General features: G+C 68.5%; 19 protein-coding genes. 2 read left to right on the top strand and 17 right to left on the bottom strand.

The window, feature by feature from the left end:
• Positions 1–5: 5 nt before the first annotated feature.
• The 9 genes from ACAM58_RS28170 to ACAM58_RS28130 form a co-directional block, all read right to left on the bottom strand.
• A complete protein-coding gene (locus ACAM58_RS28170) occupies positions 6–320 on the bottom strand; it encodes a GNAT family N-acetyltransferase (RefSeq protein ID WP_062364795.1) in 315 nt (104 codons plus the stop codon).
• 31 nt (positions 321–351) lie between these two features.
• Positions 352–951, bottom strand: coding sequence for a hypothetical protein (locus tag ACAM58_RS28165; RefSeq protein ID WP_028253948.1), 600 nt, complete (start codon positions 949–951; stop codon positions 352–354).
• A 19-nt stretch (positions 952–970) separates the two neighbouring features.
• On the bottom strand, positions 971–1,792 hold the full coding sequence (locus ACAM58_RS28160; protein WP_028253947.1) for an alpha/beta fold hydrolase: 822 nt from the start codon (positions 1,790–1,792) through the stop codon (positions 971–973).
• A 41-nt stretch (positions 1,793–1,833) separates the two neighbouring features.
• Positions 1,834–3,432: an MFS transporter gene (locus ACAM58_RS28155; RefSeq protein ID WP_062364796.1), complete on the bottom strand. Its 1,599-nt coding sequence runs from the start codon at positions 3,430–3,432 to the stop codon at positions 1,834–1,836.
• Positions 3,425–3,820, bottom strand: coding sequence for a DoxX family protein (locus tag ACAM58_RS28150; protein WP_015865525.1), 396 nt, complete (start codon positions 3,818–3,820; stop codon positions 3,425–3,427). The genes ACAM58_RS28155 and ACAM58_RS28150 overlap by 8 nt, the downstream gene beginning before the upstream one ends.
• Positions 3,820–5,742, bottom strand: coding sequence for an amidohydrolase (locus ACAM58_RS28145; RefSeq protein WP_081247561.1), 1,923 nt, complete (start codon positions 5,740–5,742; stop codon positions 3,820–3,822). Before ACAM58_RS28145 ends, ACAM58_RS28150 begins: the two co-directional genes overlap by 1 nt.
• Before the next feature lie 71 nt (positions 5,743–5,813).
• On the bottom strand, positions 5,814–6,089 hold the full coding sequence (locus ACAM58_RS28140) for a DUF1427 family protein (protein WP_015865527.1): 276 nt from the start codon (positions 6,087–6,089) through the stop codon (positions 5,814–5,816).
• 17 nt (positions 6,090–6,106) lie between these two features.
• On the bottom strand, positions 6,107–6,760 hold the full coding sequence (locus tag ACAM58_RS28135; RefSeq protein ID WP_015865528.1) for a hydrolase: 654 nt from the start codon (positions 6,758–6,760) through the stop codon (positions 6,107–6,109).
• Between the two features lie 139 nt (positions 6,761–6,899).
• Positions 6,900–7,619 carry a pirin family protein gene (locus ACAM58_RS28130; RefSeq protein WP_062364798.1) on the bottom strand — a complete coding sequence of 240 codons (720 nt, stop codon included), beginning with the start codon at positions 7,617–7,619 and terminating at the stop codon, positions 6,900–6,902.
• A gap of 164 nt (positions 7,620–7,783) precedes the next feature.
• Here ACAM58_RS28130 and ACAM58_RS28125 point away from each other — a divergent pair, with 164 nt between their 5' ends.
• On the top strand, positions 7,784–8,692 hold the full coding sequence (locus tag ACAM58_RS28125) for a LysR family transcriptional regulator (RefSeq protein WP_018907132.1): 909 nt from the start codon (positions 7,784–7,786) through the stop codon (positions 8,690–8,692).
• 22 nt (positions 8,693–8,714) lie between these two features.
• Here the strand turns inward: ACAM58_RS28125 and ACAM58_RS28120 are convergent, their stop codons facing one another.
• The 6 genes from ACAM58_RS28120 to ACAM58_RS28095 all read right to left on the bottom strand — a co-directional run bounded on the left by ACAM58_RS28120 (position 8,715) and on the right by ACAM58_RS28095 (position 15,448).
• Positions 8,715–9,698, bottom strand: coding sequence for an AraC family transcriptional regulator (locus tag ACAM58_RS28120; protein ID WP_230537980.1), 984 nt, complete (start codon positions 9,696–9,698; stop codon positions 8,715–8,717).
• A 1-nt stretch (position 9,699) separates the two neighbouring features.
• The gene (locus ACAM58_RS28115; RefSeq protein WP_015865532.1) at positions 9,700–10,137 is read right to left on the bottom strand and encodes a CBS domain-containing protein; all 438 of its coding nucleotides are present in this window, start codon (positions 10,135–10,137) and stop codon (positions 9,700–9,702) included.
• Between the two features lie 45 nt (positions 10,138–10,182).
• On the bottom strand, positions 10,183–11,238 hold the full coding sequence (locus ACAM58_RS28110; protein WP_018907134.1) for a 2-oxoacid:ferredoxin oxidoreductase subunit beta: 1,056 nt from the start codon (positions 11,236–11,238) through the stop codon (positions 10,183–10,185).
• Positions 11,235–13,076 carry a 2-oxoacid:acceptor oxidoreductase subunit alpha gene (locus tag ACAM58_RS28105; protein WP_062364799.1) on the bottom strand — a complete coding sequence of 614 codons (1,842 nt, stop codon included), beginning with the start codon at positions 13,074–13,076 and terminating at the stop codon, positions 11,235–11,237. The genes ACAM58_RS28110 and ACAM58_RS28105 overlap by 4 nt, the downstream gene beginning before the upstream one ends.
• On the bottom strand, positions 13,073–14,872 hold the full coding sequence (locus tag ACAM58_RS28100) for an FAD-dependent oxidoreductase (protein WP_062364800.1): 1,800 nt from the start codon (positions 14,870–14,872) through the stop codon (positions 13,073–13,075). Before ACAM58_RS28100 ends, ACAM58_RS28105 begins: the two co-directional genes overlap by 4 nt.
• Before the next feature lie 114 nt (positions 14,873–14,986).
• On the bottom strand, positions 14,987–15,448 hold the full coding sequence (locus ACAM58_RS28095) for a hypothetical protein (protein ID WP_062364801.1): 462 nt from the start codon (positions 15,446–15,448) through the stop codon (positions 14,987–14,989).
• A 132-nt stretch (positions 15,449–15,580) separates the two neighbouring features.
• Here ACAM58_RS28095 and ACAM58_RS28090 point away from each other — a divergent pair, with 132 nt between their 5' ends.
• Entirely contained in the window at positions 15,581–16,126 is a 546-nt protein-coding gene (locus tag ACAM58_RS28090) for a DUF4256 domain-containing protein (RefSeq protein WP_062364802.1), read from the top strand.
• A gap of 6 nt (positions 16,127–16,132) precedes the next feature.
• On the opposite strand, the gene ACAM58_RS28085 is transcribed toward ACAM58_RS28090, so the two are convergent.
• Together ACAM58_RS28085 and ACAM58_RS28080 are read right to left on the bottom strand one after the other, a co-directional pair.
• The gene (locus tag ACAM58_RS28085) at positions 16,133–17,929 is read right to left on the bottom strand and encodes a tannase/feruloyl esterase family alpha/beta hydrolase (RefSeq protein WP_062365378.1); all 1,797 of its coding nucleotides are present in this window, start codon (positions 17,927–17,929) and stop codon (positions 16,133–16,135) included.
• 112 nt (positions 17,930–18,041) lie between these two features.
• Entirely contained in the window at positions 18,042–18,734 is a 693-nt protein-coding gene (locus tag ACAM58_RS28080; RefSeq protein WP_081247562.1) for a Crp/Fnr family transcriptional regulator, read from the bottom strand.
• Positions 18,735–18,876: the final 142 nt, after the last annotated feature.

Genomic DNA, 18,876 nt, shown 5'->3' with positions numbered 1-18,876 from the left:
CCGGCTCAGAGGCCCAGCAGCGCGCGGCCTTCGTCGGCCAGCAGGTCGTGCGTCTCGGGATGCGAGCGCATGTAGGCCGCGAACACCGGGCATTGCGGAATGACGCGCAGGCCCCGTTCGCGCGCGGAAGCCAGGCCCGCGAGTACCAGCTGCCGGGCCACGCCCTGGCCTTGCAGCGCCTCGGGCACCAGCGTGTGGATGAAGGTGATGACGTCGCCCGCCAGGCTGTAGATCGCGACCGCGCGCTCGCCTTGCGATTCGAATTCGAAACGGTGCTTGGACGGGTTGTCTTGGACGGAGGGTGAAGAAGGCGTGGTCATGAGAAGGGTCTCGAATGGAAAGGGGTGGCGTTCAGTGCATGCACCGCGAATGCCGCGGCGCCAAGGACGCGGCCGCATCGCCGTCGGCCGTGCTTCCGAAGCGATGGACCAGGTGCGCACAGATCGCGATCGCCAGGTGCTCGCTCGTCGCCGAGCTTGCGCGCTGCGGCCGCTCGAGCAAGGCCAGCACCGCCGCACCCAGGTTTTCCATCACTGGATCGACCAGCCCCGGCATGCAGGCAATGCCGCTCACGCGCGCCAGGCCCGCCGCATCGGTCACGGCATCCACCAGCGCGCGCGGCACGTAGAAGTGAAGGGCATCCAGCGGACTGCCCAGGTAGCTCGCCACCTCGTCGCGCAGGTCGACGATGCTGATCGCCCCGGGCGCATAGCCGCGCACCACCGAAGGCCGGCCCCGCACCCAGAGCTCGTGGTGGCTCACACCGGCAAGGTGCAGGGTCACGGCAAAGGCGTCCTGCGGCGGGATCTCCTGCTTCATGCCCAGCTGGTCGGGCAGGCAGGTGATGCGCGTGGCGACGAAGGGCGTCGTCGGCGCCGGCAGCATGACGAGGGCGGGCGCGCAAGGCAGCTCGAAGTACCGCCCCAGGAGATCGCCGTAGGCGCCTTGCATGCCCGCGTCCGCCGAACGCTCAGGCCTGGATGAACGCCAGCAGGTCGGCGTTCACCTGGTCCTTGTGCGTGGTGCAGGTGGCGTGCGGCGCACCGGCATAGACCTTGAGCTGGCTGCCCTTGATCATCTCGGCCGCGAGCTTGCCCGTGGCCTCCAGGGGCACGACCTGGTCGTCGCCGCCGTGAATCACGAGCGTGGGCACGTCGATCTTCGCCATGTCGGGGCGGAAGTCGGTTTCGGAGAACGCGGTCACGCAGTCGATGGTGGCCTTGGCCGAGGCCTGCAGCGCGATCTGCAGCGTCTGCTTGAAGATGCCTTGCGAGACCTTCGCACCGGGGCGGTTGGTGCCGTAGAAGAGCGTGCTGAAGTCGTCGAGGAACTGCGGACGGTCCGCGGCCAGCCCGGCGCGGATGCCGGCGAAGAGCGAGGCATCCGGGCCCACCGGATGGTCGGGCGTCTTCATGAACAGCGGCGTCACGGCGCTGATGAGCGCGAGCTTCGCCACGCGTGCGCTGCCCTTGCGCGCGATGTAGCGCGCCACGTCGCCGCCGCCCATCGAGAAGCCCACGAGCACCACGTCCTTGAGGTCGAGCGTCTCGACCAGCTCCGCGATGTCGTCGGCGAAGGTGTCGTAGTCGTAGCCGGTCCACGGCTGGCTGGAGCGGCCGAAGCCGCGCCGGTCGAAGGCGATCGCGCGGTAGCCGCGTTCGGCGAAGAACAGCATCTGGGCGTCCCACATGTCGGCGCTCAGCGGCCAGCCGTGGCTGAAGAGGATGGGCTGGCCCGAGCCCCAGTCCTTGTAGTAGAGCTCGGTGCCGTCGCGCAGGGTGAGTGTGGTCATGGTTTTTCCAGTTTGATGAAAAGAAAGGGAGAAGAAGGAAATCAGAGAGACAGGAAGTGGTGGACCTCGGGCCTGCCGGGCCCGATGTGAAAGCGCACGGCTTCGTTCTGCAGGTCGGCGTCGGCATGCGACACGCGGTGGTGCTGGCGCAGGTGCTCGGCCCAGGACTCGACCAGGAACCACTCCATCACGCGCTCGGGGTCGCTGGTGTGCTCGGTCACGCCCCATGCGTAGGCGCCGTCGCGGCGGCGCTCGAGCGACAGCCGCTTCATCGCGTCCAGGAACGCCGGGCGGTCTTCCTTGCGGATGCGGTACTCGACCTGCACCATCACGGGACCGCGGTCGTGCGCGACAGGCTCGGCCACCAGTGGCTCGGGCCAGTGGTTCGAGGCCTGCAGGTCCGAATCGCCGGTGGGCAGGCGTGCACGGTGGAACAGCAGGGCCACGACCACCAGCCCGGCAGCGCCCGCCACCAGCGTGTACGGCACGCCGATCTCCTGCGCCACCAGGCCCCAGCCCAGGCTGCCGGCCGCCATTGCGCCGTTGAACACCGTGAGGTACACGGCCAGGCCGCGCCCGCGCACCCAGTTCGGCAGGATCGACTGCGCCACGCCATTGAGCGTGGTGAGCGCGATGATCCAGCCCAGGCCCAGCACCAGCAGCAACAACACTGCGAGCCACTGCGGCGGCGCGAACACCAGGCTGCCCATCACGCCGGCGGTCAGCAGCGAGGCCAGCAGCAGCATGCCGTCGGCATTGAAGCCCGCGCGCAGCCGCGGCATCACCAGCGCGCCGCCGATGGCGCCCGCACCCACGGCGCCCAGCAGGATGCCGTAGAAGCCGGCACTGCCGCCCAGCATCTGTCGCGCCACCAGCGGCAGCAGCGCCCACACCGAACTGGCGAACAGGAAGAACACCGCCGCGCGCAGCAGCACGCGGTGCAGCTCGCGGCTGGCGCGCGTGTAGCGCAGGCCGGCGCGGAAGGCGCCCAGGAAGTTCTCCGACAGCCCGCTGTCGGCGGCCGCCGGACGCTTCCACCACAGCAGCGCCGCGATCACGAACACATAGCTGAGCACGTCGGCGCCATAGGTCAGGGCGGCGCCGAAGCTCGCGAGGATCAGGCCGCCCGCGGCCGGCCCGATGGAGCGCGCAATATTGATGCCCAGCGAGTTCAGCGCCACCGCGTTCTTGAGGTCGGCGCGCGGCACCAGCTCGGGCACGATCGACTGCCAGGTCGGCCCCATGAGCGCGGCGCCGATGCCGCCGACGAAGGTCAGCGCGATCAGGTACTCGACGGTGAGCGCGCCGGTGTGCGAGAGCACCAGCAGCGTGCCGCTCACGCCCGCCAGCACTAGCTGCACGAAGATCAGGAAACGCCGGCGGTCGAGGATGTCGGACAGCACCCCGGCTGGAATCGCGAGCAGGAAGATCGGCAGCGTGGCCGCGGTCTGGATCAGCGCCACCGCCGTGGGGCTGGCCGACAGGTCGGTCACGAGCCAGGAGCTCGCCACGTCGCGCATGAAGCTGCCGATGTTGCCGAGCACGGTGGCCGCCCACAGCACGGCAAAGACCGGCTGGCGCAGCGGTGCGAAGCTGCTGCTCGGCTTCGCGGCATCGGCGGCACCTGCGAGATCAGCCATTCGCTCGCTCCTTCAGGTCGTGCCAGGCCACCAGCACGAAGCCGCCGACCAGCCCCAGGTGCTCGAAGAAGGAATTGGCCGCCATGAAGCGCTCGGGCTGCGGCATCTCCCAGAAGCGCAGCGCGACGAAGGTCGCCATCAAGGTGAAGCCCGCGAGCGCCAGCGCGCCGAGCCAGCGATGAAAGCCCGTGAGGATGAACGCGGCCGCGCCGAGCTCCAGCACGATCACCGCGGCGGCCAGGGGCCCTGCGGGCGAGAGGCCGAAGTGGTTCATCTCGGCGATGGCCGCGTTGAAGTCCATGGCCTTGTTGAGCCCGCCCTGAAGATAGGCCGCGCACAGCAGCAGCAAGGCGAGCCAGCGCACGGCGGGTGAAATGGTCCAGCGCATCACACCGCCCAGCAGGCGCAGCCGAGCGCGCCCCAGAAGCTCTTGAGGTCGGCGATCGGCAGCTTGCTGCTCCAGGCCGTCGCATGCTGGTGGCCGTGCACGTTGCAGTCGTTGGCGCAGGCGCAGGACATGGCCGCGTGGCGCATGGCCTTCTGCAGCGGCGCGCCCTCGGCATCGCCCCAGCCGGCGTAGCCGCCGAAGCGGCGCACCGGCGACCAGTCGGGCATGGCCGGCGGCGGCGCGCCTTCGTCGTGCGCTGCGAACGGGCCGGCGCCATAGACCACCTTGCCGCCGACCATGGTCAGGAGCGCGGTGGTGTCGGCAATCTCCGATTCCGGGCAGGCGAAGAAGTCGCGGTCGGGCACCACGAGGTCGGCGAGCATGCCGGCTTCGATGCGGCCCTTCTTGCCGACCTCGTTGGAGAACCAGGTCACGTTCTCGGTCCACATGCGCAGCGCGGCCTCGCGGTCCAGGCAGTTGCGCTGCGGGTAGAGCTGCATGCCGCCCACCGTCTTGCCCGTGACCAGCCACGACAGCGACACCCACGGGTTGTACGAGGCGACGCGCGTCGCATCGGTGCCGGCCGACACCTTCACGCCCTTCTCGAGCATGCGCTTGACCGGCGGCGTGGCCTCGGCCGCGCCGGCGCCGTAGCGCTCGACGAAGTATTCGCCCTGGTAGGCCATGCGGTGCTGCACCGCGATGCCGCCGCCCAGCGCGGCGATGCGGTCGATCGATTTTTCCGAAATGGTTTCGCAATGGTCGAAGAACCAGTTCAGGCCGGCGAGCGGCGTGTCGCGGTTCACCTTCTCGAACACGTCGAGCGCGCGGTCGATGGTCTCGTCGTAGGTGGCATGCAGGCGCCACGGCCACTTGTTCTGCACCAGCACGCGCACCACCTCTTCGAGATCGCCCTCCATCTCGGGCGCCATGTCGGGGCGCGGCTGGCGGAAGTCCTCGAAGTCGGCGGCCGAGAACACCAGCATCTCGCCCGCGCCGTTGTGGCGGAAGTAGTCGTCGCCCTGCTTGTACTTCGAGGTGGCGGTCCAGTGGAGGAAGTCTTCCTTCTCCTGCTTGGGCTTCTGCGTGAACAGGTTGTAGGCCAGGCGGATGGTGAGCTGGCCGGCATCGGCCAGCTGCTGGATCACCTGGTAGTCCTCGGGAAAATTCTGGAAGCCGCCGCCCGCGTCGATGGCACCGGTCACGCCCAGCCGGTTGAGCTCGCGCATGAAGTGGCGCGTGGAATTGAGCTGGTATTCGAAGGGCAGCTTCGGGCCCTTGGCCAGGGTCGCATAGAGGATCGACGCATTGGGTTTGGCCAGCAGCAGGCCCGTGGGGTTGCCGGCTGCGTCGCGCACGATCTCGCCGCCGGGCGGCGCGGGCGTGTCCTTGGTGTAGCCGACGGCGCGCAGCGCGGCGCCGTTGAGCAGCGCGCGGTCGTACAGGTGTAGCAGGAACACCGGCGTGTCGGGCGCCACGGCGTTGAGCTCCTCGATGGTCGGCAGGCGCTTTTCGGCGAACTGGTGCTCCGTGAAGCCGCCCACCACGCGCACCCACTGCGGCGCGGGCGTGATCGCGACCTGGCGCTTGAGCATGCCCATGGCATCGGCCAGGCTGCGCACGCCGTCCCAGCGCAGTTCGAGGTTGAAATTGAGGCCGCCGCGGATGATGTGCAGGTGGTTGTCGATGAGGCCCGGCAGCACGCGCCTGCCTTGCAGGTCGATCACGCGGGTGCCGCCGTCCGCGAGCGGCAGGATGTCCTGCGCGCGGCCCACGCGGGTGAAGCGGCCGTCCTTGATGGCCACGGCGTCGGCCACGGGGTTGGCGCGGTCCAGCGTGGTGAAGCGGCCGTTGTGCAGGATCAGGTGGGGGGCGGTGGTGCCTGCCATGTCGGGTGTCCTTGAGGGGTTGGATTGGGCCATTGCCGTACCGGCAAGAGCGGCGCCAAGCGTACCGAGGCAAAGGCGCCGGCGCTGTTCGTCGAATGAATCGCTCATGCCTTCCTTCCGGCCGCGGCGCCGGCCTCGCCCTTGGCGCACTGCGGCAGTTCGCCGAACACATGCGGCTTGACCTGGTGCTGCAGCCACGAGGTGGCGGCCGCCTCGGGCTTGATCACGCTCTTGATGAGCGGCGGGATCTGCTCGCCGAGCAGGATCCCGAGAAGCCCGACCAGGGCGATGACCGGCGGCGCCGGCGAACGCACCTGGAACAGTGCGTAGATCACGCCGACCAGCAGGCCGAGCGCGAGCGACAGGACATAGGGCTTCATCTTGGTCACCGCGGCGATCAGCCTTCGTGCGCGCCGAACATGGTCTTGGCGTAGGTTACGCCCAGGCCGTAGGCGCCGCCGAACTTCTTTGCGATGCCGGTGGTCATTTCATAGGTGTCCGTGCGGGCCCAGTCGCGCTGCAGCTCGAGCAGGTATTGCAGCGAGGTCATCGGCTGCGCGCCGGCCTGCACCATGCGGTCCATCGCGCGGTTGTGCGCCTCGGCCGAGACGTCGCCGCAGGCGTCGGCGATCACGAACACCTCGAAGCCCTGGTCGATGGCCGACAGCGCCGGCCCGACGATGCACACGCCGGTCCACAGGCCCGAGAGCACGATGCGCTTCTTGCCGATCTCGTTGATGCGCTCGATCACGGCCGCGTCTTCCCAGGTGTTCATCGAGGTGCGGTCGAGCATCTTCTGGCCCGGGAAGGCGTCGGTGATCTCGCTGAACATCGGGCCCGAAAAACTCTTCTCGGCCACGGTCGTGAGGATGGTCGACACCTTGAAGCCGGCCGCCGCATGGGCCACGAGGGCCGCGTTGTTGCGCAGGTTCACCGCGTCGATCGAGTGCGTGGCAAAGGCCATCTGCGACTGGAAGTCGATCATCACCAGCGTGTGGTCGGTGGGGGTGAGCAGCTTGGCGCCGGCGGTGGGGGTGGCTTTGATGGACATGGGACTCTCCGTGAGTTGGTGAAAGAAATTGGGTCTTGCGTTGCCATGCATCGTCGTTTCAGCGCCGATGCATGTCTTGTCGATTAGTGAGGCCGTTTGGACATTTGCGTCCGCGCCGCCAAGGGGCGCACGCGCAATGTCAGAAGGAAGGCAACTCTTTCGGGCGCAGGTCGAACACCAGCACCTCGGCGCCCTCGCCGCGCGCCAGCTCGAGCCGCTGCTCGCCGCGCGCCCGCGCGCCGTCGCCCTCGCCCAGCCGCTGGCCGTTCACTTCCACGCTGCCACGTGCCACATGCACATAGGCATGGCGATCGGGGCCGAGCGCGAGCGAGGCGGCTTCATCGCCGTCGAACAGGCCGGCGTAGACGCGGGCGTCCTGGTGCACGGCAAGCGAGCCGCCGGCGCCCTCCGGCGAGACGATCAGCCGCAGCCGGCCGCGCTTTTCCTCGGGTGCGAAGTGCACTTGCTGGTAGCGGGGCGCTACGCCCTTGGCGTTGGGCACGATCCAGATCTGCAGGAAGTGCAGCGGATCGGTGGAGGAGGAATTGAACTCGCTGTGGCGCACGCCGGTACCGGCGCTCATCATCTGAACGTCGCCCGGGCGGATGACCGAGCCGGTGCCCATCGAGTCCTTGTGCTCGAGCGCGCCGTCGAGCACGTACGAGAAGATTTCCATGTCGCGGTGTGGATGGGTGCCGAAGCCGCGGCCCGGATGCACGCGGTCGTCGTTGATCACCAGCAGGTCGGAGAAGCCTTCCTGCTCCGGGTCGTGGTAGTGGCCGAAAGAGAAGGTGTGGCGGGACTTGAGCCAGCCGAAGTCTGCAAGTCCGCGGTCATTGGCGCTGCGAATTTCCAACATGATTGGGGTCCTTGATGGTCGTTTGGTTCGATGTGATTCACAATCGCTTCGGAGAAGAATCCCCGATGCATGGCTGAATCATCTTTCTTTCATCGAGGCCTGTTGACGAAACTTTTAGCCGTCAATCATCGAATTTTTCGATGATTCATTTCCAAGGACCAGCCGTGCTCAAGCTCAGTCTCGAAGCCATCGAACTCGTGGACGCCATCGCTCGCCACGGCTCATTCGCAGGCGCCGCCGCGCGCCTGAACAAGGTGCCCTCCACCATCTCGTACGCGGTGGGCAAGCTCGAGGAGCAGTTGGGCATGCTGCTGTTCGTGCGCAACGGCCCGCGCGTGACGCTCACCGCGGCCGGCGAAGAAATGCTCAAGGAAGGCCGCTGGCTGCTTGGCGCCGCCGGCGACCTCGAGTCGCGCATGCGGCAGATCGCCACCGGGTTCGAATCGGAGCTGCGGCTGGTGCACGACTCGCTGATTCCCACACAGGCGCTGATCGACGACATTCGCGCGTTCGAGGCGCTGCGCTGCGGCACGCGGCTGCGCATCGGGTGCGAGGCGCTCACCGGCAGCTGGGAGGCATTGCGCGAAGGACGCGCCGACATCGTCGTGGCCGCGGGCGAAGGGCCGGCCGGCGGGGGTTACCAGGCGGTGATGGTGGGAAGCCTCGACTTCGCTTTCTGCGTGGCGCCCACGCATCCGCTCACGCGCCTGGGCCGGCCGCTGCAGCGCGGCGACCTGCTGGAGTGCAACGCCATCGTGGTGAGCGACAGCGCGCGCACCCTTTCCGACCGCACCGTGGGGCTGCTTGCCGGCCAGCACCACGTCGCCGTACCAAGCATGGCCGCGAAGATCGCCTGCCAGGCCGCGGGCCTGGGACACGGATTCTTACCGCGCGCCTGCATCGAGGGCGACCTGAAGCGCGGCACGCTCGTCGAGCTGCAGACCGAAGAGCCGCGCGCACCCGAGGCCTTCTGGCTCGCATGGAAGACCGGCGCCAAGGGAAAGGCGCTCCAGTGGTGGGTGAAGCAGCTGAACCGGCAGCTGGTTCCGGCGCTGCTGCCAAGGTCGGCCTGACCGGCCTTGGCCGGCGCGCGAATCAGCCCGCGTTCAGGCGCCGCCACCGCGCCGGAGATGTGCCTGTGTGCGCGGTGAAAACCCGCGTCAGGTGGCTCTGATCGGAAAAACCGCAGGCCGTGGCAATCTCGGCAATCGGAAGATGCGGCTGCCCCAGCAGCCGACGCGCCGCTTGCACGCGCTGCGCTACAAGCCATGCATGCGGCGTCTGCCCCGTCGTCTGCTTGAACGCCTTGCTGAAGTGGCTGCGCGACAGCGCACATTCGCGCGCCGCGTCGCCCAGCGATACGTCCCCTGCGAGGTGCGCCACGAGAAAGTCCTTGGCGCGGCGCTCTTGCCACGGCGCGAGGCCTCGGGTGTGCACGGGCGCCGGCCCGGCCGCGCCGCCGTAGACATGCACCACGTGCGCCTTCAGTGCCAGCGCCAGGTGTTCCACGAACAGCCGGCTCGCATCCTGCGGATGCATCAGCACCGGCAGCATGGCCCGGCCCAGATGGGCGACCACCGGGTCCAGCGTGCCGGCGGCGCAGTCCAGCCGATCGACACGCGGCATCTCCATTTCTTCGGTGAACGCATCGATGGTTGCGCGCGGCAGGTGGAAGAACATCGAATGGAACGGGCTGCTCACGTAGGCCGAGGCGTGCTGCGAAAGATCGGCAATGTGAAAGGCGCCCTCCTGCTGCAGGCCCAGTTGCCGGGATTTGCCGTCACGGACGATGCGCCGGCTGCCGCCCGGATTGATCTCCACGCTGAGCAGGAATGCGTTCTCGAGCGGGAGAGGCGCGAGCACGAACAGATGCGGCAACTCATAGCGCATCCGGGCGACGCCCAGCTCGCAGCCGCGGCGCGACCTGCTCACGAGTGACTGCACGGCGTCGATGCCGTACTGCGACGCCAACCGTTGTCCAAGTTGGCAGTCGGAACGAAGGGGATTCAGCATGTGGGGAAGGCTTTCGATGGCGACACCACCGCAGGAGGTTGATCCGGACGGGACGCCATCCTCCACCTTACCCCAGCGCGTCGTTCACCTGCTCGCGGAACTCCGTCAGGCTGACCGCCGTGCCGAGCTCCCGCGGCAGCGCGTCGCGCACCGAGAACACGCCCAGGATCTTCGTTCCCGCCACCAGCGGCAGGTGGCGAAAGCCCCGTTCGAGCATCAGCACCACGGCGTCGGACACCGGCGTTTCGGGCGGCACGCAGATCGGGTTGGGCGTCATGACCTCGCGCACCGTCGTTCGGTCGGGGTCGAGCCCCCGCGCCAGCACGCGGGTCATCAAGTCGCGCTCGGTCAGGATGCCCAGCAGGATGTCGGGCAGTTCCAGCACGAGCACGCTGCCGCAGTTGGCGCGCGTCATCACGCACGCGGCGTCGCGCGCGCTGGCCTGCGGACCCAGGCTGATCACGTGCTTGCGCGAGATGGATTGGAAAACGGTGCGCTCGGCCATGGTGCGCCCTCCGGAAAGGAACCCAATGGTGCCGCCGGACGCCGCTCAGCGCAAGGACGCGTTGAGCCGCGCGAGCGCCTCGGCGCCGGGGCACAGCTCGGCCGGGCCCAGCGCATTGAGCGGCCGGTCGCTGGTGTTGAGCGCCGTGTGCAGGTCGCTGGCCAGCGGATCGACGAAGAGCAGCCCGGTCACCACCTCGCCCATCTCCTGGTGCCGCTGCATGTGGGCCATGGCGGCATGGCGGTCGCCGGGGTCGTAGCCCGGATGCAGGCTGCGCAGGCGCAGCAGGGTGCCGTCGTGCTGGCGCACGTCCATCACTTCGCCCGGCGCCATGTCGACGGTGATCTCTTCCCGCCCGCTGATGAAGTCGATGCGGCTGACCGCCTCGTTGTGCTCGCGCACGTAGTCGTAGCTCTTGGTGCTGCCCGGGTGGTTGTTGAAGGCGACGCAGGGGCTGATCACGTCGATGAAGGCGGCGCCGCCGTGGCTGATCGCCCCCTTGATGAGCGGCACCAGCTGCGCCTTGTTGCCCGAGAAGCCCCGCCCCACGTAGCTCGCGCCCAGCTGCAGCGCCATGGCCACCAGGTCCACCGGGCTGTCGCTGTTGACCACGCCCTTCTTGCTCCTGGAGCCCTGGTCGGCCGTGGCCGAGAACTGGCCCTTGGTCAGGCCGTAGACGCCGTTGTTCTCCACGATGTAGGCCATGCGCACGCCGCGCCGCATCGCGTGGGCGAACTGGCCCAGGCCGATGGACGCCGAATCGCCGTCGCCCGAGACGCCCAGGTACAGCAGGTCGCGGTTGGCCAGGTTGGCGCCGGTCAGCACGCTGGGCATGCGGCCGTGCACCGTGTTGAAGCCGTGCGAGGCGCCCAGGAAGTAGTCCGGCGTCTTGGAGCTGCAGCCGATGCCCGAGAGCTTGGCCACGCGGTGCGGCTCGATGTCCAGCTCCCAGCAGGCCTCGATGATGGCGGCGGAGATGGAGTCGTGTCCGCAGCCGGCGCACAGCGTGGAGATCTTGCCCTCGTAGTCGCGCCGCGTGTAGCCGACCTTGTTGGTGGCCAGCGTCGGATGGTGCAGCCGGGGCTTGGCGAGGTAGGTCATGCCGATTCCTTCGTGCCAGAGGCTTGCGTCTCCTGCACATGCGTGCTGATGGCCTGGACGATGAAGCGCGCCGTGATGGGCGTGCCGTCGAAATGCAGCACCCGCACCAGCCGGGCGGGATCGATGTCCAGCTCGTTGACCAGCAGGCTGCGCATCTGCGCATCGCGGTTCTGCTCGACCACGAACACCTGCCGGTGCTGCGCGAGGAACTGCACCACGCTCTGCGGAAACGGAAAGGCGCGCAGCCGCAGCGCATCGAGGTGGATGCCGCGTGCTTCCAGTGCCTGCAGCGCCTCGTGCATCGACGGGCTGGTCGAACCGAAATAGATCACGCCCAGGTCGGTCTTTTCGGCGGCCGGGCGCAGCACCGGCTGCGGCACCAGCGCGGCCGCGGTCGCGAACTTCTTCAGCAGCCGCTCCATGTTGTAGATGTAGTCCGGCCCGCGCTCCGAGTACCGGGCATAGGCATCGCGCGTGGTGCCGCGGGTGAAGTAGCTGCCCTTGCTCGGGTGCGTGCCCGGCAGCGTACGCCAGGGGATGCCGTCGCCGTCCACGTCCTTGTAGCGGCCGAAGTCGCGGCCGGCCTCGAGCTCCTCGGCGCTCATGAGCTTGCCGCGGTCGTAGGCCTGGCTGTCGTCCCAGGCAAAGGGCGCGCACAGGCGCTGGTTCATGCCGATGTCCAGGTCCGTCATCAGGAACACCGGCGTCTGCAGCCGGTCGGCCAGGTCCAGCGCCGCCGCCGCATGCTCGAAGCACTCGTGCGGGTCTTCCGGAAACAGCAGCACGTGCTTGGTGTCGCCGTGCGAGGCATAGGCGCAGGCCAGGATGTCGGCCTGCTGCGTGCGCGTGGGCATGCCCGTCGATGGGCCGCCGCGCTGCACGTTGATGAGCGTGACCGGGATCTCGGCAAAGTAGGCCAGGCCGATGAACTCGGCCATCAGCGAGATGCCGGGCCCCGAGGTCGCCGTGAAGGCGCGTGCGCCGTTCCAGCCCGCGCCGACCACCATGCCGATGGAAGCCAGCTCGTCCTCCGCCTGCACGATGGCAAAGCGGTGCTGCCCGGTGGCCGGGTCCACGCGGAATTTGGCGCAGTACTTCTGGAAGGCCTCGGCCACCGAGGACGACGGCGTGATCGGATACCAGGCCGCCACCGTGGCGCCGCCGTACACGCAGCCCAGCGCCGCGGCGCTGTTGCCGTCCACGAAGATGCGGTCGCCCACCCGGTCGGCGCGCCGCACCCTGAGGCCCAGCGGCTCGAGGTTCTCGCGCGCGAAGTCGCAGCCCAGGTGCAGCGCCTGCACGTTGGAGGCGAGCAATTTTTCCTTGCCCTTGTACTGCTCGCCGAACAGCTTCTCGACCACTTCCGGATCGATGCCCAGCAGGATGGCCAGCGCGCCCACGTAGACGATGTTCTTGAACAGCTGGCGCTGCCGCGGGTCCTGGTAGACGGCGTTGCAGATCTCGGTCAGCGGCATGCCGATCACGCGGACGTCGCTGCGGAACTTCGAGGGCGGCAGCGGCCGCGTGCTGTCGTAGAACAGGTAGCCGCCGGGCTCCAGCTCGGCCACGTCGGCGTCCCAGGTCTGCGGGTTCATCGCCACCATCATGTCGGTGCCGCCGCGCCGGCCCAGGTGGCCGTCTTCGGTCACGCGCACCTCGTACCAGGTCGGCAGGCCCTGGATGTTGCTCGGGAAGATGTTGCGCGGGCTCACCGGCACGCCCATGCGCAGGATGGCCTTGGCGAACAGCTCGTTGGCCGAGGCCGATCCCGAGCCGTTGACGTTGGCGAACTTGATGACGAAATCGTTGACCGCCTCAATTTGTGGAATGGCGCTCATGCAGTGGCCCCCTGCCCCGCAGGTGTCATCTTCAGCAGGAACTTCTGCATGTCCCAGGCGCCCGTGGGGCAACGCTCGGCGCACAGGCCGCAGTGCAGGCAGACGTCCTCGTCCTTGACCATCACCCGGCCCGTCTTGAGCCCGCCCGAAACATACAGGTCCTGCGCCAGGTTGAGCGCCGGCGCCTTGAGCCGCTGGCGCAGATCCGCCTCGTCGCCGTTGGTGGTGAAGCTGATGCAGTCCATCGGGCAGATGTCCACGCAGGCATCGCATTCGATGCAGGCGGATTCGGTGAACACCGTCTGCACATCGCAGTTCAGGCAGCGCTCGGCCTCCTTGAAGGCGGTGGCGGCGTCGAAGCCCAGTTCCACCTCCACCGCGATGCTGGCCAGCGCCTTCTCGGCCTTGGCCCACGGCACCTTGTAGCGCAGGTCGTTGGAGGTGTCGTTGTCGTAGCTCCACTCGTGGATGCCCATCTTCTGCGACACCAGGTTGGTCATGGGCGCCGGGCGCACATACACCGGCTCGGCGCGCAGCAGCCGGTCGATCGACACCGCCGCCTCGTGGCCGTGGGCCACGGCCGTGATGATGTTCTTGGGGCCGAAGGCCGCATCGCCGCCGAACAGCACATGGGGCACCGTCGACTGGAAGGTGTTCTTGTCGAGCACGGGCAGGCCCGAGGTGTCGAAGGCGAGGCCGCAGTCGCGCTCGATCCACGGAAAGGCGTTCTCCTGACCCACCGCCACCAGCACCTCGTCGCATTCGAACCAGGCATCGGGCTCGCCGGTGGGCACCAGCGTGCGGCGGCCCTGCGCGTCGTACTCGGCGCGGACCCGCTCGAAGGTCATGCCCAGCAGCCGGCCCTCGTCGTGGACAAAGGCCTTGGGCACATGGAAGTCGATGATCGGAATGCCTTCGTGCTGCGCGTCTTCCTTCTCCCAGGGCGAGGCCTTCATGTCGTCGAAGCCGCTGCGCACGATCACCTTCACGTCGCTGCCGCCCAGGCGCCGGGCCGAGCGGCAGCAGTCCATCGCCGTGTTGCCGCCGCCCAGCACGATCACGCGCCGGCCGATGCGGCTCACGTGGCCGAAGGACACGGAATTGAGCCAGTCGATGCCGATGTGGATGGCGGCCGCCGCTTCCCGGCGCCCGGGAATGTCCAGGTCGCGCCCGCGCGGCGCACCGCAGCCGACGAAGATCGCGTCCCACCCCTCGGCCATCAGCGCCTTCATCGAGCCGATGCGCTCGCCGCCGCGGAACTCGACGCCCAGGTCCAGGATGTAGCCGGTCTCCTCGTCGATCACCGACTCCGGCAGCCGAAAGCGCGGGATCTGGGTGCGGATGAAGCCGCCGGCCTTGGCCTCCTCGTCGAACACCGTCACCTCGTAGCCCAGCGGCGCCAGGTCGCGCGCGACGGTGAGCGAGGCCGGCCCCGCGCCCACGCAGGCGATGCGCTTGCCGTTGCCGGGCGCGGGCTTGGGCATGCGCGCGCGCACGTCCTCCTTCATGTCGGCCGCCACGCGCTTGAGCCGGCAGATCGCCACCGGCTCAGGATTCTTTGAGTTACTTTCCTCCACCCGCCCGCGCCGGCAGGCCGGCTCGCAAGGCCGGTCGCAGGTGCGCCCCAGGATGCCGGGAAAGACGTTGGACACCCAGTTGACCATGTAGGCGTCGCCGTAGCGGCGCTGCGCGATCATGCGGATGTATTCGGGGACGGGGGTGTGCGCCGGGCAGGCGTACTGGCAATCGACGACCTTGTGGAAATAGGCCGGGTTCGCAATGTCGGTTCGCTGCAAGGCGTGCCTCCTGACAGTCGCCCGGAGCCCCGGAGGGGCCGGCGAGCGGCGCTGCGGCAAGTATGCGCCGCGCCAGCCGCCGCAGGGCCTTGGTGAAATCCCGCAGGTGCCCCGCTACCGTCGATACATGTAGACCTGCCCCTCGACGCCGTGCCCGAGGTGCGTTGCGCCGGACGAGACCGGGTCGAGCCTGCAGCACGCCTCGACCGAATCTGCATGCGATTGCGGCACCACGATCATGACTTCGCGCAGGCCCGAATCGAGGGCGTAGTCGACCAGGACATCGGCGACCTGCGTCAGCAGCTCCACGGAAGCGTGCGCCTCGCTCAGCGTCACGCAGACATGCCCGATGCCCGCCACGGCCTCGGAACGCGGCTCGAGGATCGCATTGGCCATGCCGATGCGCTCGCCGTTGTCGGAGAGGACGTCGAAGAAGACCACGGGCGCGCCCGTGGCGACGTAGGTCTTCTGCGAGCGGGCGGCAATCTGGAACCCCTCGCCCACCATCCTGGCCGGAAGATCGATCTCTTTCCCCGGTGCCGGAGTGCGGAGCAACGAACGGGCTGGACTGGTCATGGCGAGACCTCCATCGCAAGCGATTTCCTGCGCGGGGCAAAAGCTTAATCCCGCGGGCCGCGCATGTCATCTGGCAAACTGTCACGCGCAAGGCAGACCTGCAACCAACCCCAACGCACTCATTCAAGAACCATGAAGGCGCAAGAACGGGAAGCGCTGCTCCAGGCCCTGAAGACCCGCTTCGAGAAGAACATGCACCGGCACAAGGCCATCGCCTGGGCCGACGTGCAAGCCAGGCTCGAGGCCCATCCCGGCGCGCTGAAGTCGCTGCGCGAGATGGAGGCCACGGGCGGGGAACCCGACCTCATCGGCCAGGACAGGAAGACCGGCCGCCTCAGCTTCTGCGATTGTTCCGTGGAGACCCCCGGCGGCCGCCGCAGCCTCTGCTACGACCGCGAAGCGCTCGACGCCCGCAAGGAACACAAGCCAAAGAGCGGCGCGGTCGAGATGGCCGCCGCGATGGGCATCGAGCTTCTCACCGAAGAACAGTACCGGGACCTGCAGGCGCTCGGCGAGTTCGACCTCAAGACCTCGAGCTGGATCCAGGCACCGCCGGAGATCCGGGCGCTCGGCGGCGCCCTCTTCGGCGACCGGCGCTATGGCCGGGTGTTCGTCTATCACAACGGCGCGCAGTCGTACTACGCGGCCAGGGGCTTTCGCGGGTTGCTTCGCGTGTAGGCCCGCCTACTTGCAGGCGAAGCTGGCAGCCGATTCGAGATCGCCGCCCACGTAGGTCGCCACCTTCGGGTACGGGCACAGGGGCCGCGTGCGGGTGGCCGACCAGCCGGCGGGCAGTTCCGTGTTGACCACGTTGGCCCCCGCACCGCGCGCGGCGGCGACCACGGCATCCGGCGCCTTGCCCTTCTCCACCCAGGCCACCAGCGGCGTCAGCATGTCGAACTGGTCCGTGGCCGGGCCTCGCCCGCAGTGGTTCATGCCGGGCACCGGGAAGAAGCGCGCAAAGCCGGAGGCATCGCCGCCATTGGCCGCGCGCAGTTCGTCGTACCAGCGCGTCGTGTCGTCCGACGAGAACACCGCGTCGCTGGTGCCGTGGTAGACCATGAGCTTGCTGCCGCGGTCGCGCAGCACCGCGAGGTTGCCCGGGTTCGGCGGCGTCATGAAGGACATGGCCGACTCGGTGTAGAGCGCCGTGGTCGCGAAGATGCCCGGCGCATCGGCGTCCATGCTGAAGCCCAGCGCAAAGTCGATGCCCGAGGGGCGGCTCGTGCCCAGCGGCGGCGAGCTGAACACGAAGCCGACCGCGGCCGTGTCCAGGTTCTGCGAGTTGGAGAACTTCCATTGCCGCCAATCGGCGCCGTTGATGCCCGCGTCATACGGAAAGCCGTTGTAGAGCGCGGCGCCCGCGGTGTTGCGCGCACCGCCGAAGACGTTGTCGAGCACGGTCTTCTGCGCCGCCGTGAGGCAGCTGCCGTCGCGCGCGCCGCTGCAGGTGGGCACGTCGGTGGCCAGCTTGAAGGCCGTCTTGCAGGCCTGCACGTTCGCGACGATGCCATCGGTTGCGCCGTCGAGCGCGTCGCACTTGGCCCGCACGGCGCCGGCGACCGTGTCCATCTCCGCCTGCGTGAAGGCCGTCTGCAGGTCCGGCTTGCCGGCCGGCGTGTTGGCGGTCGTCACCTGCACGTACTGCTGCACGCCGTAGAGCTGCGCGACCGCGGCCTTCGGCAGGTTGAAGCCGGGATTGCCGGCCAGGATGCCGTCGTAATCGTTGGCGGAGCGCGCGGCCGCCACCATCGCATGGCGGCCGCCGTTCGAGCAGCCGCCGAAGTAGGAGCGGTCGGCCGCGCGGCCATAGGCCTTGGCGATCAGGTTCTTGGCCATCGGCGTGAGCTGCGCGACGGCGTTGTAGCCGTAGTCCAGGCGCGCCTGCGGATCGATGCCGAAGACCGGGTTCTGCGCGCCCGAGTGGCCCGCATCGGAGCTGATCACGGCAAAGCCCATGTGCAGCGCCGTGGTCGTGGGCGACCCGCCCCCGACGCCGCCCGTGGCCGGCACCACGCTTCCGTCGAGCCCGCCGTTGGCCTGGTAGAAGAAGCGCCCGTTCCAGTCGACCGGCAGGCGCATCTCGAAGCCGATCGCATAGGTGCGGCCGTCGACGCTGCTGCTGCGCTCGTTCATCTTTCCCTGCACCAGGCAGTGCGCCGGCGTGGGTGTGCCCACGCCCGCCACCGTGAGGGTGCCGGCCGCCACGGAAGTGATGCTGGTGTAGGCCGTGCCATTGAAGGCGGCCTTGCTCGCGAGGTCGCTGCACGACTGCAGCGTGCCGGGCCTCGCCTCCCGCGAGGCCGCGGGCGGCGGTGCGGGTGGCGCAGGCGGCGGTGCCGCCGGCGCGGCCGGAACGATCGGCAGGAATGCAAAGCCGCCGCTCCCGCCGCCGCCACCTCCGCCGCAGGCCGCGAGCAATGCGGCCGCACCCACCGCGGCCCATGCCGACCGCCAGGACGATGACACGATGTGATCCATGCTGGTCTCCTCGGCCGGCGGCACCGTCGGCCACAAAGGTTATTGAAGATAACCAATGTAGTTTTGATCCATAACCAAAAAACGAGGATAAACCCGGATACCGCCGGCTGCGCTAGGAGCTCCCTTCACCAAGGTAGTTGCGCAGGCCTTCAAGATCGATCACCTCCACGCCGCCGTGCTCCACCCGCAGCAGGCCTGCGCGCTCGAGCGCATGCAGCGCCCGGTTGGCGCGCTGGCGCGAGACCGCGGACAGGAGGCCGATCTCGTCCTGGGTCAGGCGTACGAAGCTGCTCGCCTGCGGATAGAGGATCGGGTCGAACAGGCTGGCCAGGCAGCGTGCAATGCGCGCGTCGGGGCCCAGCAGGCGGTCGAACTCCATGAGTCCGATGAACAGGCTCAGGCGCGCATTGATGTGCGACAGCAGGAACCGGTCGAACTCGAGGTTCGTCGACACCAGGCGTTCGAAGGTATGGCGCGGCACGCAGGCCACGCGCGTCGGACGCATGGCCACGCCGTCGTAGCGCCAGGGGCCGGGTTTCAGCAGCGAGCCTTCGCCGGCCCAGCCGCCGGAGGTCACGCCGGTGAATGTGGAGACGCGGCCATCGGCCAGCGAGAGCGACATCTTCACCAGGCCCTCGATGACGCCGAGCCAGAGGTCCGCGGGCTCGCCGCGGCGCATCACGAAACCGCCGGCCGGCACCTCGCGCTCGTACGACTCGCGCACCACGCGGTCGAGTTCCTCGGCCGCCAGGGTCTGCGCCCACAAGCTCTCGCGGAGCATGGTCTCCATGGCCTTCGACGACATACGTGCTTGCCTCGCTCGCCTGTTGCTTGCTCGCTCCTCCGTGCACACCGGGGCCTGCGTGGGAAGGCCGGCGAACACATCCGTAAGTAATGTCTTTGAAAAGACATTTTTGTCGCGGCGATCATGACATATTGACTCCCGT

Source organism: Variovorax sp. V116, assembly GCF_041154435.1.
GTDB classification, from domain to species: domain Bacteria; phylum Pseudomonadota; class Gammaproteobacteria; order Burkholderiales; family Burkholderiaceae_C; genus Variovorax; species Variovorax paradoxus.
Note: the sequence above shows the minus strand (reverse complement) of the source record. Positions and strands in the feature narration are given on the sequence as shown.